Source organism: Bacterioplanes sanyensis, from assembly GCF_014652515.1.
Classification (GTDB): domain Bacteria; phylum Pseudomonadota; class Gammaproteobacteria; order Pseudomonadales; family Oceanobacteraceae; genus Bacterioplanes; species Bacterioplanes sanyensis.
On sequence record NZ_BMYY01000001.1, the window covers coordinates 533,182 to 546,321 of the forward strand.

Here is a 13,140-nt window from a genome sequence, read left to right on the forward strand (position 1 = left end):
TGGTCATGTAGCCATCCCTTGGCTTTCAGACCATTGCCTGACTGCGAGTGCATCATTAATTAATTGTTAGGCGGGCCGACTAAGGCCATTAGAGGAGAGAATACTATGGGACCGATGACGATTTTTGGCCGTGAAGGTTGTGGTTACTGCCGTCGCGCCAAAGAGTTGTGTGAGATTAAAGAAATCCCATTCAAATACGTTGATATCAATGAAGAAGGCATCAGCAAAGCTGACCTTGAAAAGACCGTAGGTAAACCGGTCGAAACGGTACCGCAAATCTTTAATGGTACCGAATATGTGGGTGGCTACACTGAGCTGGCGGCGTTGCTGGACGCTCAGTAAAAGCATTGCTCAGTAAAAGCATTGCCAAGGCGTTTGCCAGCTTACCGGCAAGTTACCCCAGCTCTGAGGCGGCGGACATAGCAACTGAAATGTTTGGCCGCTGTCTTCAAACTCCAAGCCGTAAGCATGTAAATAAGTGCGTGGTGCGCCCCTGCCGCCATAGCGCTCATCGCCATCGATAGGGCATCCTAGGCTTTTCATGGTTACACGCAGTTGGTGGGTGCGCCCTGTCTCTGGTTTTAGTAAATAATGGCGATATGAGTGCTCACCGTCGAAATGACTGATAAAGCGAGTGACGGCTGGGCGTGTCTGCTGGCGGGTTAGTTTCCAGCAGCCATTGCGGCTGCGGACCATATCGCCTTTGACCCAACCTTGCTTTTTCTTAGCTTTGACGCTGCTGATGGCTAGGTAGTATTTATGGATACGCCGCTGCTCAAACAAGCAACCAAATCTGGCCGCGGCCTCGGCACTGAGAGCAACAACTAAAACGCCAGACGTTACTTTGTCTAACCGATGAACCGGCCACAAGGGCATCTGCCACGCGTCACTGAGCTGTTTTAGTAGCCCTTGGCCATCTTCATTGTGCAAACTGGCACCAGCGGGCTTGTCGATGGCCAGCCAGTCATTACTGCGATGCAGGATAGTGATGTTCGCTGGAATCAAGAGGGCGCTTGCTCCATGATTTCCAATAGTCGACGCACCAAGGCTTCAAAAAGCTGGGCTTGGGTGTTGTCAGAGTCGGCCTTGAGGCTATACATCAGGCGCTCTATTTCAGAGCGCGACATATATTGCACCGCAACGGGATTGAGCATAAATGGTCCTTTGTAGTGGCTTTCAATAGGGTGTTAGAAGCGATAACTGGCGATCACACTGCTGGTCATCACCGTTGGGGTTTTACCGTCACGACGATAGTCATCGGCCAAACGGTAGCCTGCGGCGATGTCGATGGTTAGTGCTCGCCACTGAAACCCTGTTCCCAGATGCCAGCCCCAACCATTGTGGACTTGGTGACGGCTGCTGGCGTGGCGTGCTTTTTGCCAGTGCCATGTGGGCCCGCTGTATAAGCGCCAGCCTGGGCTGGCGAGGCCCCAACCCCAATAAAGTTGAGACTCGACGCCGCGCAATAAAAAGCCTTGCTCACCATTGAGGCCAACCACCAGAAAGCGGGAGCCTGCGTGCTCGCTTTGCGGAAACTCAGCCATCAATGCATAACCATAATCGCTATGGTCTGGATGGCCGGGGTCCACAGAAAACTGCCATATGCCACCGCCAACACGAAAGTTGGTGTAGTCCTGAGCCTGCACGGTCACCCAGCACAACAGCAACAGCACACCACAACAACGAGCGAACATAGCTTGAGCTCCACAAACAATAGGCTGCAGAGGCTATCCCAGCGCCTGTCGCGGCGCAAGCAACTGTAGCTGGTGGCTCATGGTTTCAGTACGGCTGGCACAGGCGTATCATGGCGTAATTAATTGGGAGGCAGTATGAAACGCATAGTTTTAGGCGTGTTCTGGTGGCTGATATTGCTGCTGCCGGCACGGGTGTGGTCGCTGGATGATTTGAGCCAGCTGGCCAATCCGGTGTTGGATGCTAAAGCCGCGGTGGCAGAAGGGCGCATTGAGTTTGTTGGCATTCAGCTACCTGAAACACTGGAAACTCCGGGTTTGACTGACGTGCAGCGTCGTGAGCTGAGCCAAGACTATCCTATTCGGTCGCTTAACCGGCGTTGGAAAACCTTCGACAACCTCGAAGAAAATCCGGCCATGCTGCGCAGTTTTCGTGGTTATGCCTTGCGCTATAACCTGACCGTGCTGAAAGAAATGCGCTTGCACGAGCGTCGCCAGTTGCAAAAGTACCGTTACTGATGGAATGTCGTTCAGGCTGTGGCGCTTGCTGCATAGCGCCGTCAATCAATGTCCCCATTCCCGGTATGCCAGAGGGAAAACCCGCAGGTGTGGCTTGTGTACAGTTGGATGACGCCGGCCTTTGTCGCCTGTTCGGCGACCCCAGTCGGCCTGAGGTGTGCGCCGCGTTTAGTGCCGAGCAAAGCGTTTGTGGTGAAAATCGACAGCAGGCACTGGAGAATCTGATCGAGCTGGAGCAGCTGACATCCTAAACATTGTTATAGTTTGAAGCGTTTCACCAGTTTGGCCAGATACTGAGCAACATCCACCAAGCGGCTGGCAATCTCTGTGGTGTGGGCAGCACTTTGGGTGGTATTGACGGAATGCTCAGAGATGGTCTCGACGCTGGTTGCCACTTCTTTGCCAACCGTCACTTGGTCCTGCATGCGTTCCAGCGTTTGCTGATTTAGCTTGGCCATTTTTTCGACGTGGCTGACCATGCTATGTAGCGCGGAAGCGGCCTCTTGCACTTGTTCCATGCCGTTCTCTGACGTGCTCTGAGCATCGGCCATGGAAGATACCGCTTTGCGCGCTTCATCTTGCAACTGGCTGATCATGCCTTCGATTTCTTGAGCGGATTCATGGGTGCGTTGCGAGAGGGTACGTACTTCATCCGCTACGACTGCAAAACCGCGGCCGCTTTCACCAGCGCGAGCGGCCTCGATGGCGGCGTTTAACGCCAGTAGGTTGGTTTGCTCGGCAATGCCTTTAATCACGCTCAGTACGTTACCGACATTGGCGCTGCGTTCATCCAGTGAGGCTATGACCTCAGCAGTAGCGCGAATCGCTTGATTCATACGCTCAATGGTGGCCGATGCCTGATCCGTTTTAGCCACTCCAGCTCGCGCCACCTCAATAGCGCTTTGCGATGCAGTCGAGCTTTGCTCGGCGTTGTACTGCACACTGTGAATGGATTCATGCAAACGCTCAATTAAGGCATTGACTTGATCGGTTTCTTGGCGCTGTAAATCCACCGCATCCAGTGCTTGGCGTGATGACTGGTCGATGTTTTGAGCGGACGATTCCAGTTCAGTAGCGGCTTTCACGACTTCATTGAGGGAGTCAGAAAAACGCGTAATCATGCGATTGAGCGCCTGGCCTGCGTGACCCATTTCATCATCGCTATTGATTTCGACCCGATGGGTAAGGTCTGATTCACGCTCCATGTGCTCCAAGGTACGGTGCATTTGTCGCACTGGGCTGATGATAACGCGGCGCAGCAGTAAGGATAAAATCACCAGCGCTGCAACAAACAAAACACCTTGAGCGACGCCCATGGTCACCATATTGTTACGGATTTGAGCGTCTAGTTCATCCAGATTGTAGGTGACGCGGATGGCCCCTAAAATGTCGCCTTGCTGGGCTTGGTGGCAGGTTAAACAGTTAGTGCCGCGGTAGTCTTCCTCGGCGATCACTGGCGTGACAAAGGTAATGGTATGGCCGTTTGGACCGAACTCTTGGTGGAATATCTCTTCGCCAGCGAGCGCTTTGCGGTCTAACTCATCTTGGGCATATTCGTGGGGAAAGCCTTCGCCGTAATACTTGTCCACTAGGGGGGTGCGTAACATGCGTGCTTCGGTAATGTTTTTGTCCGATAGCATTTTTTCGCGCACCATTTCGCGGTTGGCCATGGCTCCCGATATCATCAGCAAGTTCATGGTATCTAGGTAACTGGAGGCTCTGTCTTTTAACTGGTTATGCACCATGTCGCGACTGAGGTCACGCTCAGCATCCACTGCGATACTGATGACGACGGCCAGTACCAGTACAAAAATGGTCCCGAGTGCGAGATACACTTTACCTTGTATGGATAACGCCTTCCGCGGCATGCTGAGTCCGATCCTGCTTAAATAGTTAATAAAGGTTAGCTTAGCTGTCCCACGCCTGCATAAGAATAAGTGCACTGCCTATGCGAGTTATACGGTGTATCGGCCAGTGCATGTTTGAGTTAAGTCAGCCCTGAATAATTCTCCTCGCCTAGGGCACGGGCATAGCGTCATTGGCGATGTTGAAAAGGGTCTGCCTTTTCTTTTATCCAAGCGCCTACAGTATTCGCGCACAGCCGTGCAGAGGATTCACCCATGCCTTGATGTGCGAAGTCGATCAACATCCCCATTAATGACTTTGAATTTCGCTTTTGAATGCGGCTCCCATTTACTATTGCCTCGTAGGTAAACTGTCTTAAAGGTGTTAGAAGCTCAACCACTCAACAAATAGGAAAGAAAATGTACAAACTCGCTTTTTTTGTCCCCGAACCTGAGGCTGAGCAGGTCAAGCAAGCCGTGTTCGACAGCGGCGCTGGCCGTCTAGGCAACTATGCCGAATGTTGCTGGCAGACGTTGGGCCAAGGCCAGTTTCGCCCGTTACCGGGAGCTGAGCCGGCAATTGGGGAGGTGGGGGATCTCGAACGGGTGTTCGAGCTGCGGGTGGAGTTATTGTGTCCGCCAGACTGCATCGAGGCAGCGTTGGCGGCACTGCGCAAAGCGCACCCATACGAAGAGCCTGCCTATGAAGTTTGGCCACTGCTCGACTTGTAGCCCGTCGTAGGTTAAAGGCGCAGCGCTTGCTGAGGCAAAATATCGAACACATGCACGCCGGCAGGATCAGGCTTGAAAAAGCGCTGCAGTGTTTGCTTGACGGTGGGGAAGGCCAGCTCATGCCAGGGAATATCCTGCTCGGCAAATAGCGCTACTTCGAGGCTCTCTGCGCCAGCGGCAAAGCGGCCATCGACCAGTTCGGCGGTGAAAAAAATGTGTACTTGGTCAATGTGCGGCACCGTAATCATGCTGAACAACTGGCCTAATTTGACCTCGGCGCAGGCTTCTTCCATGGTTTCGCGCTGTGCTGCTTGCTCGGTACTTTCGCCGTTCTCCATAAAACCTGCAGGCAGTGTCCAAAAACCCCGTCTGGGCTCAATGGCGCGCCGACACAGCAAGACTTTGTCTTCCCACACCGGAATCGTGCCCGCCACTATGCGGGGGTTGTGATAAAAGATGGTGTCACACTGGTCACACACAAAGCGCTCGCGGTTATCTCCCTGAGGAATACGTGTGCTGACCGTGGCGGCGCAATGGCTGCAATACTTCATGCTGCATCTCCTTGGCTGTGTATCGAGTGTAACGATGCCTGAGATGCCTGAACAGCCCTTAGTCGTGAGCTTCTAACAGAGGCTTTGGCTGCTCCTCGGCACGGCTTTGTATGCACGTGACACTGGCTGCAGAGCGCTCAGGTGGCTGATAATCGCCGATCAGAGCCGATTGCAGATCGCCGAGGCTGTCATGCATCATGCCTGACAATTTGAGACACGCTGCCATCGGGGTTTTACAGCGCTGGCGTTCCATATCTATACGAAACTGCAAGCCTTGTAAGCGGTGCTTAAGGCGCTGTGGAGAATGATCGATCAGCTGCTGAACCATTTGTTGACGCAGGGCTTCCAGTGCTTCGGGTTGCTGCTCTGCCAAGCGGTGCAGCTCTTCCGGGTCGGGCAACTCAGTCAGCTCACCGCGGTGGGTTGGGCTGGCTACGGACATGGGAGATTCTCTTTGCTGAATACCTGTTCAGAGTACGAAAAAATCATGAGAAAAGCAGCATGAAAGCGTTAGATAAGGGCTGTCTTTTATACGTTTCTGCTGGTTTCTAACGCCTGTTGTAGCTGGTGCTGCACCGGTAAACTCAGTAAACTGCCGCACATGAACCAAGCTCTAGTGCCTTATTTACAGCGCCGCTGGCAACAACAGGCCCGTCGTCGCATTCATCAAGCCGATCTTGCAGCGGCGGCGGTACTAGTGGCGCTGACGGATGAGCCGGAGCCGCGATTATTGCTGACGCAGCGAGCGGCGCATTTATCATCGCACAGCGGTGAAGTGGCGTTTCCAGGTGGCAAGCAAGATCCAGAAGACGACGACCTGATCATTACTGCGCTTAGAGAGGCAGAAGAGGAAGTCGCCTTGTCTCCCAAAGATGTCACTGTTGTGGGGGAACTCAACCAAGTGGTGTCGCGTTTTGGTTATTTGGTAACGCCTATTCTGGCGGTGATTCCCCCCGGATTGTCTTTGGCGCCGAGCCCAGACGAGCTTGATGCGCTGTTTCTACCGCCCGTTAGCTTGTTTCAACAGCCACCCGTCAGCTACTTCGAGCGGGGCTCTGTGCGCATTCCCAGTTACGACTATCAGTCGTTTCATATTTGGGGGCTGACGGCCATGATGATTACCGAATTTATGAACCACTACTGGGATTGCCAGATCGACTATCGCATCGGTTGATCCCTGGAGGCAGGCATGTTTTATCAATTGGGCCAACGGCGCCCTAACTGTGCAGATGAGGTGTTTGTCGCTGACAACGCCACGGTTATTGGTGACGTAGAGCTGCAGCCGCGCAGCAGCGTCTGGTTTGGGGCCGTGATTCGCGGCGACAACCATCGCATTACCATCGGTGAAGACAGCAATGTGCAAGATGGCGCTGTGTTGCATACCGATGCAGGCATTGAGTTGACTCTGGGGCGCGGCGTCACCGTTGGTCATCAGGCCATGTTGCACGGCTGTGTGGTCGGTGATTTTAGCCTGATTGGCATCCATGCTGTGGTGCTCAACCATGCTCGCATTGGCCATCATTGCATCATAGGGGCACATACGCTGGTGCCAGAGGGCATGGAAATTCCGGATGGCTCTTTGGTCGTAGGTGCCCCAGCCGTCATTAAACGACAGCTATCGCCACAGCAGCAGCAATTACTGGAGGCCAGTGCCGCACATTATGTGGCCAATGCCAAGCGTTACCGTCAAGATTTAAAGGTGATTGAACTATGACTGCGGTTGCTTCCCCCTGTGTCAGTATCTGTGCTTTGGATGACAATGATGTTTGCCTCGGTTGTTATCGTACGGCGGCAGAAATTACCGCTTGGGGCCGTTTGAGCGACGAAGAAAAGCGCACGGTGCTACAGCAGGTAGCCGAGCGTGAACGTGCTTCATTTAATTTCATTGCCCCCAAGGTAACAAATCAGGAGCCATCATGACGCATCCGTTTTCCGAACAGCCGCTGCTAGGCACTCCTTTTTCTGCCACCGCGACGCGGGTATTTCTATGCGGCGCCGGAGAGCTCGGGCGTGAGGTCGCCATTGAGTTGAAGCGTCTCGGTTGCGAAGTCATTGCCGTGGACCGCTACGCCAATGCTCCAGCCATGCAAGTGGCAGATCGCAGCCATGTGATCGATATGCTCGACGGTGCGGCATTACGAGCCGTGGTCGAGCAAGAGCGGCCAAGCTTGATCGTGCCAGAGATTGAAGCCATTGCGACCGATGAGCTGGTGGCGTTGGAGCAACAAGGGTTTTGCGTTGTACCAACTGCACGGGCAACTCAGCTGACCATGAACCGCGAGGGCATTCGCCGCTTGGCGGCAGAGCAGTTGAACTTGCCGACCTCGCCTTATCAGTTTGCTGGCGATTGGTCGGAGTTTGTCAGCGCCGCCAACGCGATTGGCTTTCCCTGTTTGGTCAAACCCGTTATGAGTTCATCCGGCAAAGGCCAAAGTTTGGTACGCAATGCCAATGAGCTGGAGGCCGCTTGGCAGTATGCCCAAGAGGGTGGTCGTGCTGGTGGTGGCCGGGTGATTGTTGAAGGGTTTGTGGCGTTTGATTTTGAAATCACTTTGCTGACGGTGCGTAGCCTCGATGCTAGTGGCGAGGTGCAAACACAGTTTTGTGCGCCCATTGGTCACCGCCAAGAAAATGGTGACTACCAAGAGTCATGGCAGCCGCAAGCCATGTCGGCGGCTGCACTGCAGCATGCCCAAGCAGTGGCCGAGAAGATTACCGCAGCGCTGGGTGGCCTAGGTCTGTTTGGGGTGGAGCTATTCATCTGTGGTGATGAGGTGGTTTTTAGTGAAGTCTCGCCGCGCCCACACGACACCGGCATGGTAACCTTGATCTCACAAAACTTGTCGGAGTTTGCACTGCACACGCGTGCAATTTTAGGGCTGCCGATACCCGCCATCGAACTGTATGGTGCCAGCGCTTCTGCTGTACTGTTGCCTGAGGCAGACAGCGACCACATGCAATACGCTGGTTTGCGTCAGGCACTAGCGCAACCAGATACCGACTTACGCCTGTTTGGCAAACCGGAAATTCGCGGCCGTCGCCGTATGGGGGTGGCGCTGGCAAGGGCCAATCATGTGGAAGCTGCTCGTGATAAAGCCAAGGCGGTTATTGCGGCGCTTGAGACACGGCCGGACAATCTGCCGGACTGTTAATTACCCTCACTACGGAACGATTTCGACCGCTGTTTTTGGCTTCATACAACGCTTGGTCTGCGGCCTCGACCCAGCCTTGGGGTTGTAGGCTGTCTAGCCAGCGGTCTGGAGATGGAATCCAAGCTATGCCGGCCGATAGGGTTAGATGATCACTGGCATCTGAGAAACCATGGCTGATATGTAGCTGTGCTATGACGTCTTTAATGCGCTGCTGTAAGTTGAACAACTCTTCGTGATTACGTACATAAGTGATCAGAATAAACTCCTCACCGCCGTAGCGCGCTGTCAGTTCATCCGCCCGCCGAGCACAGTTAGATAAGGCTTGGGCCACCAGCCTCAGCGCTTCATCGCCAGCAATATGGCCATAGTGGTCATTAAAGCGCTTAAAATAATCGATGTCACATAGCACCAAGGCCATGCCATCCGAGTGGCGCTGCAAGCGCTGCCAAGTATTTAGCAGTGCCTCATCAAAATAACGGCGGTTATGAATACCTGTAAGACGGTCGGTGTTCGACATTTCCAGTAGTTGAGATTTTTGTCGGTTAATCTCTTGTACCACGGCGTTATAGGAGTTTTTCAGCTCAACTAGTTCCTTGATTTTAAAGGGGGCACTAAATCGTATCGGCGAGAACTCGCCCTGACGGCGATTATCGCGCAAGTGGTTAGTGGCATGAACAATGGGGGTGATAATGGCTTTAAGAAACACAAAAAATAGCAGGCTTGGTAGTAACGCCAATACTAAAAACGAGCCAAACACCGCCGGTTTGAATAGGGGCGGCAGAGAGCTGCCATGGTCGAAGGTCAGCATAATGGAAGGGCGGCCAAAAACATCCATTAAACAGCGTTGGTGTTGCTGTTGTGCTGCGTCTAGGCGACTGTATAGGGGTTGGCAGTTGGCTGGCGGGTTGTGGCTAGCGATAATCTTAAGGTGTTGGCCATAACTCAGTGCGCCCCAGAAACTGTCGTCAACACGGCGCACCATTAATAGGTAGCCGCGAATATCGCCACTGCCATCAGAACGTAAAACAGCAGCCACTGCCAGAATATAGGTTTCACCATCGATGTGTTGAAAACTGGTGGGTTGGGCGGCGAAGTGTAGGCTTCCTGAGCGGATTTGCTCGGTCAGCCATTGTTCAAGTGAGGGTAGCGAACGCTGTATTTCGCCACTATCGAGAAGATGGCGCATGGATAAGCGCAACTCGCCTTGGTCGTTCGCCAATAGCACGTGTTGAATATCTAAGTTGATCATGGTGTCAACGATAAAATTGGTGCGCACATAGCGATGATCTGCATTCATTGGCAAGTCTTGTGCGACGAACTCATAAGTATCGTCCCAGCGCGCATAATCGACCGCAAAGGCCAACAAGTGCTCCGACTTCTGCTCTAGTTGGCGGTGAATCATGCGAATTTCATGCTCTTGATAGGTGCGAACAATCTCCAGCTCTTGGGGATAAAACCACCAGATGCGCACCGCCAAAAAGCCGAGAAATAATAGAATCAGATACAGCAACGTCGCCCATAAAGACAACATGCGAATAGTGATCATCTAGTCGCCAACCCCTAAATACCGCCCTCAGTGTAGACACTAACAGCACCGTATGTATTGACACTGGCCTATGACAGTGAGTTTATGGCTTGACCTTTGAGTAGCTCGCAGGTTTACAGTGGTACCATCTTTTCACCATAGGGGCAGAGTGATGAGGGTTCAGCAGCTAGCGAAAGCAACGGGCGTAAGCGCGGATACCATTCGCCACTATGTTCGAATCGATTTATTGACTCCGCAGAAAAGCGACAACGGCTATCACCAGTTCACGGCCAAAGACGCGCGGCGCTTGCGCTTTATTATGCAGGCGCGGCAGTTGGGGTTTACCCTCGACGATATTGCGCAAATATTGGCCGAAGCCGAGCGGGGAGAGTCCCCGTGCCCAACGGTGCGGCAACTGATTGAGCCACGTTTAGTTGAGGCGCGCGCGCGTCTGGTAGCCATGCAACAACTGGTCGAGCGCATGGAGATGGCCGTAGAGCAGTGGCAACATCAGCCTGATTGTCACCCGTGCGGTTACCATATTTGCCATTTAATTGAAGGTCCGCATGAGGAACTGCATACAGAAGCGGTCAATGCATCAAAGGAGATAGGGTCATGACAAGTTCATCCAGCTGCTGCGGTACTAAAGCATCGGTTGCTAGCACGCCAAGTTGTAGCGACAAAGCAGCACCGCAAGCGAGCTGTGGGGCTACGGCCAGTTCAGGCTGCTGCCCCAGCACTGTAACGCCTACAGACGACGGCGGTTGCTGTGGCAGTGAAAAAAAAGCCCGTATTGATTGGATCATGTGGACCTGTTTGCCTGTTGTGATTGCAAGCTACGGTGGTTTTCTAGCCTTTGGCCATGACGGCCTGCCCGAATGGCTGGCCACCATGTTTCACACCAGCTTTGAAATGGTTAATGCCATGTGGTGGGGCATTTTAATGGCGGCATTTTTTGTCGGTTTGCTCACCCGTGTGCCACGTGAGCTGGTGATGTCGGTCTTGGGGCGCGGCGGCAGTAAGCGCGGACTGCTCAGAGCCACGGCAGCGGGCTTGCTGTTGGATTTATGCAATCACGGTATTTTGATGATTGCCATGAAGCTTTATGAGCGCGGTGCCAGCATTGGCCAGGTGATGGCGTTTTTGATTGCCAGCCCGTGGAACTCGCTGACCTTAACCTTGATTTTAATTGGCCTGATCGGTTTGCCGCTGACGTTGACCTTTATCGCCGGTTCGATGGTCATTGCGCTTATCAGTGGTTGGATTTTTGATCGCTTGGTGGAGCGTCAGGTATTACCTGCGAACCCCAATCAGGTGGAGTTTCAGCAATTGCCCTTTTGGCCAACGCTAAAAAGTAGCTGGAGTGGCTACGACTGGCGCCCTACAGCCTTAGCCAGCTTATTTTGGCAAGGGTTAAAAGATTCCCGCATGGTGCTGCGCTGGATCGTATTTGGCATTGTACTGATTGCTCTGGTGCGCGCCTTTGTGCCGCCAGAAGCGTTTAGCACCTGGTTTGGCGCGACCGTAGGCGGCTTATTTATGACCTTATTGGTCACCACCATTTTAGAGGTATGCTCAGAAGGCAGCAGCCCCATCGCCGCCGACTTAGTCAATCGCGCTGGCGCGCCGGGTAATGCCTTTACCTTCTTAATGGCGGGCGCGGCAACGGATTACACCGAGATTATGTCACTGAAAGACACCACCCGCAGCTGGAAAATTGCCCTGTTTCTGCCTTTGGTAACCGTGCCTCAGGTGTTGCTGGTGGGCTATTTACTCAATCTGTTTGGGTAACTTGGCCTTGAAAGGGGCTTGGCCCCTTTTATTCAAATGCGTTATTCAAATGCGTTACTCAAATACGATATCGAGAATATGGCCGGTAACTTTCTTGGGTTCGGTGGCGTACCACAGTTCATGCCGAACAGCCTGTGGCCAGGCGCGTTGGCAGCGTTCAATCAGTGCCTCAAAAGTGGGTCTGCCTGGGTCAGCGAGAAGCACCCGTTTAACGCCCGCACGCTTGGCGCGCTTAATTAGGCGAAACAATTCGTCGGTGAGACTTTCCCAAAAGCAAATATCGGCACCGATTAAATAATCAAACTGCGCCAGCTTTTTGCCTTTCATATCATTAAAGGCAATGCACCACGGCGTAACTTTTACATCATTGGCGGCCGCCATCACCTCCAGGTAGGGAAAGACCTGATCGTCAATATCAGCACCCGTGACATTCGCCTTCAGTTGCTTGGCGCAATATATAGAGGCTGGCCCCCAACCGCAGCCCAGCTCCAGCATGCGCAAACGTTTGCGCACGCGCTGGTGTTGCAGGTAATCCATGATTAAAAAGCTGGAATCCCAAGTTTTATGACCGTGCACATTAGGCTGGGCGACTTTCTTTAAACGTTTAATCAGCGAATGACTGGCAGAAAATAAATAAACACCGTAGGCTTTTTTAACATGCTGGGGAAGCGCTTCAAGTTGTGGCATGGAACATAATAGCTGGCTAATGGTCTGCTTAGTTTAGCTTTCTCAGATCGCAAACTTAAGAGGATACGCCATGTACAAGTGGATGCTTGCCCTAACCGCGCCATTGCTGCTGTCGGCCTGCTCGTCAGTGTCAGTGCAAGACTATGCCGAGCGCCAACCAACGCTTGACCCGCGTGAGTTTTTCGATGGCAAACTGTGTGCTGATGGCGTGGTGCGCGACTGGAAAGGCGAGCAGATTCGCCAGTTTAACGCCAGCATCATCGCCACCTGGGATGAACAGGGCGTTGGCACTTTGGATGAGATTTTTCAGTTTGATGATGGCCGCGAAACCCGCATCTGGACCTTAACCCCCATCACCAACGCCGATGGTCAACGGGCTTACCGTGCTAAAGCCAATGATGTGCCTGAACCGACCGTGATGAATTTTGCCGGCAACGCCATTCATATGAACTACACGCTGCGCTACGGCGAGCCGGGCGACACCATCGATCTCACCATGGACGATTGGATGTTTAAAGTCGCTGACGGCGTGGTGGTGAATGAAACCACCATGAGCAAATGGGGCTTTGATGTGGGCCAAGTACTACTGGTGATGCGCAAGGTGGATGACGGGCATGAGTGTATTAAGTAGACACACTAATATACCTG

The 13,140-nt window shown here is 53.1% G+C and carries 19 protein-coding genes; 11 read left to right on the top strand and 8 right to left on the bottom strand.

Annotation, left to right across the window (positions count from 1 at the left end):
- The first annotated feature begins 105 nt into the window (after window positions 1-105).
- On the top strand, window positions 106-342 hold the full coding sequence (locus tag IE090_RS02510) for a GrxA family glutaredoxin (RefSeq protein WP_189386750.1): 237 nt from the start codon (window positions 106-108) through the stop codon (window positions 340-342).
- A 9-nt stretch (window positions 343-351) separates the two neighbouring features.
- Here IE090_RS02510 and IE090_RS02515 read toward each other — a convergent pair whose 3' ends face one another.
- From IE090_RS02515 to IE090_RS02525, 3 genes are read right to left on the bottom strand one after another with little or no spacing between them, the layout of a single operon-like run.
- The gene (locus IE090_RS02515; protein WP_189386751.1) at window positions 352-1,005 is read right to left on the bottom strand and encodes a pseudouridine synthase; all 654 of its coding nucleotides are present in this window, start codon (window positions 1,003-1,005) and stop codon (window positions 352-354) included.
- Window positions 1,002-1,154 carry a cell developmental protein SirA gene (locus IE090_RS02520; RefSeq protein WP_189386752.1) on the bottom strand — a complete coding sequence of 51 codons (153 nt, stop codon included), beginning with the start codon at window positions 1,152-1,154 and terminating at the stop codon, window positions 1,002-1,004. The genes IE090_RS02515 and IE090_RS02520 overlap by 4 nt, the downstream gene beginning before the upstream one ends.
- Window positions 1,155-1,187: 33 nt before the next feature.
- Window positions 1,188-1,694, bottom strand: a complete 507-nt coding sequence (locus IE090_RS02525; RefSeq protein WP_189386753.1) for a hypothetical protein — start codon at window positions 1,692-1,694, stop codon at window positions 1,188-1,190.
- Between the two features lie 135 nt (window positions 1,695-1,829).
- Between IE090_RS02525 and IE090_RS02530 the strand changes: the two genes are divergently transcribed.
- Entirely contained in the window at window positions 1,830-2,210 is a 381-nt protein-coding gene (locus tag IE090_RS02530; protein WP_189386754.1) for a hypothetical protein, read from the top strand.
- Complete coding sequence (locus tag IE090_RS02535) at window positions 2,210-2,461, top strand: YkgJ family cysteine cluster protein (RefSeq protein ID WP_189386755.1); 252 nt, start codon at window positions 2,210-2,212, stop codon at window positions 2,459-2,461. Before IE090_RS02530 ends, IE090_RS02535 begins: the two co-directional genes overlap by 1 nt.
- A gap of 6 nt (window positions 2,462-2,467) precedes the next feature.
- On the opposite strand, the gene IE090_RS02540 is transcribed toward IE090_RS02535, so the two are convergent.
- Window positions 2,468-4,078, bottom strand: coding sequence for a methyl-accepting chemotaxis protein (locus IE090_RS02540; RefSeq protein WP_189386756.1), 1,611 nt, complete (start codon window positions 4,076-4,078; stop codon window positions 2,468-2,470).
- Window positions 4,079-4,474: 396 nt separating this feature from the next.
- Between IE090_RS02540 and IE090_RS02545 the strand changes: the two genes are divergently transcribed.
- Window positions 4,475-4,786 (top strand): YqfO family protein, encoded by a 312-nt coding sequence (locus IE090_RS02545; protein WP_189386757.1) that lies wholly within the window; start codon window positions 4,475-4,477, stop codon window positions 4,784-4,786.
- 11 nt (window positions 4,787-4,797) lie between these two features.
- Here the strand turns inward: IE090_RS02545 and IE090_RS02550 are convergent, their stop codons facing one another.
- Both IE090_RS02550 and IE090_RS02555 read right to left on the bottom strand, forming a co-directional pair.
- Window positions 4,798-5,337, bottom strand: coding sequence for an NUDIX hydrolase (locus IE090_RS02550; RefSeq protein ID WP_189386758.1), 540 nt, complete (start codon window positions 5,335-5,337; stop codon window positions 4,798-4,800).
- A 58-nt stretch (window positions 5,338-5,395) separates the two neighbouring features.
- Window positions 5,396-5,779 (bottom strand): DUF3135 domain-containing protein, encoded by a 384-nt coding sequence (locus tag IE090_RS02555; protein WP_189386759.1) that lies wholly within the window; start codon window positions 5,777-5,779, stop codon window positions 5,396-5,398.
- Between the two features lie 159 nt (window positions 5,780-5,938).
- Here IE090_RS02555 and IE090_RS02560 point away from each other — a divergent pair, with 159 nt between their 5' ends.
- Genes IE090_RS02560 through purT form a run of 4 tightly spaced genes read left to right on the top strand, consistent with a single transcriptional unit; the run spans window position 5,939 to window position 8,489 of the window.
- Window positions 5,939-6,511, top strand: a complete 573-nt coding sequence (locus IE090_RS02560) for a CoA pyrophosphatase (protein ID WP_189386760.1) — start codon at window positions 5,939-5,941, stop codon at window positions 6,509-6,511.
- A gap of 15 nt (window positions 6,512-6,526) precedes the next feature.
- The gene (locus tag IE090_RS02565; RefSeq protein ID WP_189386761.1) at window positions 6,527-7,051 is read left to right on the top strand and encodes a gamma carbonic anhydrase family protein; all 525 of its coding nucleotides are present in this window, start codon (window positions 6,527-6,529) and stop codon (window positions 7,049-7,051) included.
- Window positions 7,048-7,257, top strand: coding sequence for a DUF1289 domain-containing protein (locus IE090_RS02570; protein ID WP_189386762.1), 210 nt, complete (start codon window positions 7,048-7,050; stop codon window positions 7,255-7,257). Before IE090_RS02565 ends, IE090_RS02570 begins: the two co-directional genes overlap by 4 nt.
- Window positions 7,254-8,489, top strand: a complete 1,236-nt coding sequence (gene purT, locus IE090_RS02575) for a formate-dependent phosphoribosylglycinamide formyltransferase (RefSeq protein ID WP_189386763.1) — start codon at window positions 7,254-7,256, stop codon at window positions 8,487-8,489. The genes IE090_RS02570 and purT overlap by 4 nt, the downstream gene beginning before the upstream one ends.
- Here purT and IE090_RS02580 read toward each other — a convergent pair.
- Entirely contained in the window at window positions 8,443-10,035 is a 1,593-nt protein-coding gene (locus tag IE090_RS02580; protein WP_189386764.1) for a diguanylate cyclase domain-containing protein, read from the bottom strand. The two genes, purT and IE090_RS02580, sit on opposite strands and share 47 nt — an antisense overlap.
- 151 nt (window positions 10,036-10,186) lie before the next feature.
- Between IE090_RS02580 and IE090_RS02585 the strand changes: the two genes are divergently transcribed.
- Complete coding sequence (locus IE090_RS02585) at window positions 10,187-10,633, top strand: MerR family transcriptional regulator (RefSeq protein WP_189386765.1); 447 nt, start codon at window positions 10,187-10,189, stop codon at window positions 10,631-10,633.
- Window positions 10,630-11,805: a permease gene (locus tag IE090_RS02590; protein ID WP_189386766.1), complete on the top strand. Its 1,176-nt coding sequence runs from the start codon at window positions 10,630-10,632 to the stop codon at window positions 11,803-11,805. Before IE090_RS02585 ends, IE090_RS02590 begins: the two co-directional genes overlap by 4 nt.
- A gap of 54 nt (window positions 11,806-11,859) precedes the next feature.
- On the opposite strand, the gene IE090_RS02595 is transcribed toward IE090_RS02590, so the two are convergent.
- Window positions 11,860-12,492 carry a class I SAM-dependent methyltransferase gene (locus IE090_RS02595; protein WP_189386767.1) on the bottom strand — a complete coding sequence of 211 codons (633 nt, stop codon included), beginning with the start codon at window positions 12,490-12,492 and terminating at the stop codon, window positions 11,860-11,862.
- A gap of 70 nt (window positions 12,493-12,562) precedes the next feature.
- Between IE090_RS02595 and IE090_RS02600 the strand changes: the two genes are divergently transcribed.
- Window positions 12,563-13,123 (top strand): DUF3833 domain-containing protein, encoded by a 561-nt coding sequence (locus IE090_RS02600; RefSeq protein ID WP_189386768.1) that lies wholly within the window; start codon window positions 12,563-12,565, stop codon window positions 13,121-13,123.
- The last annotated feature ends 17 nt before the right edge of the window (window positions 13,124-13,140 follow it).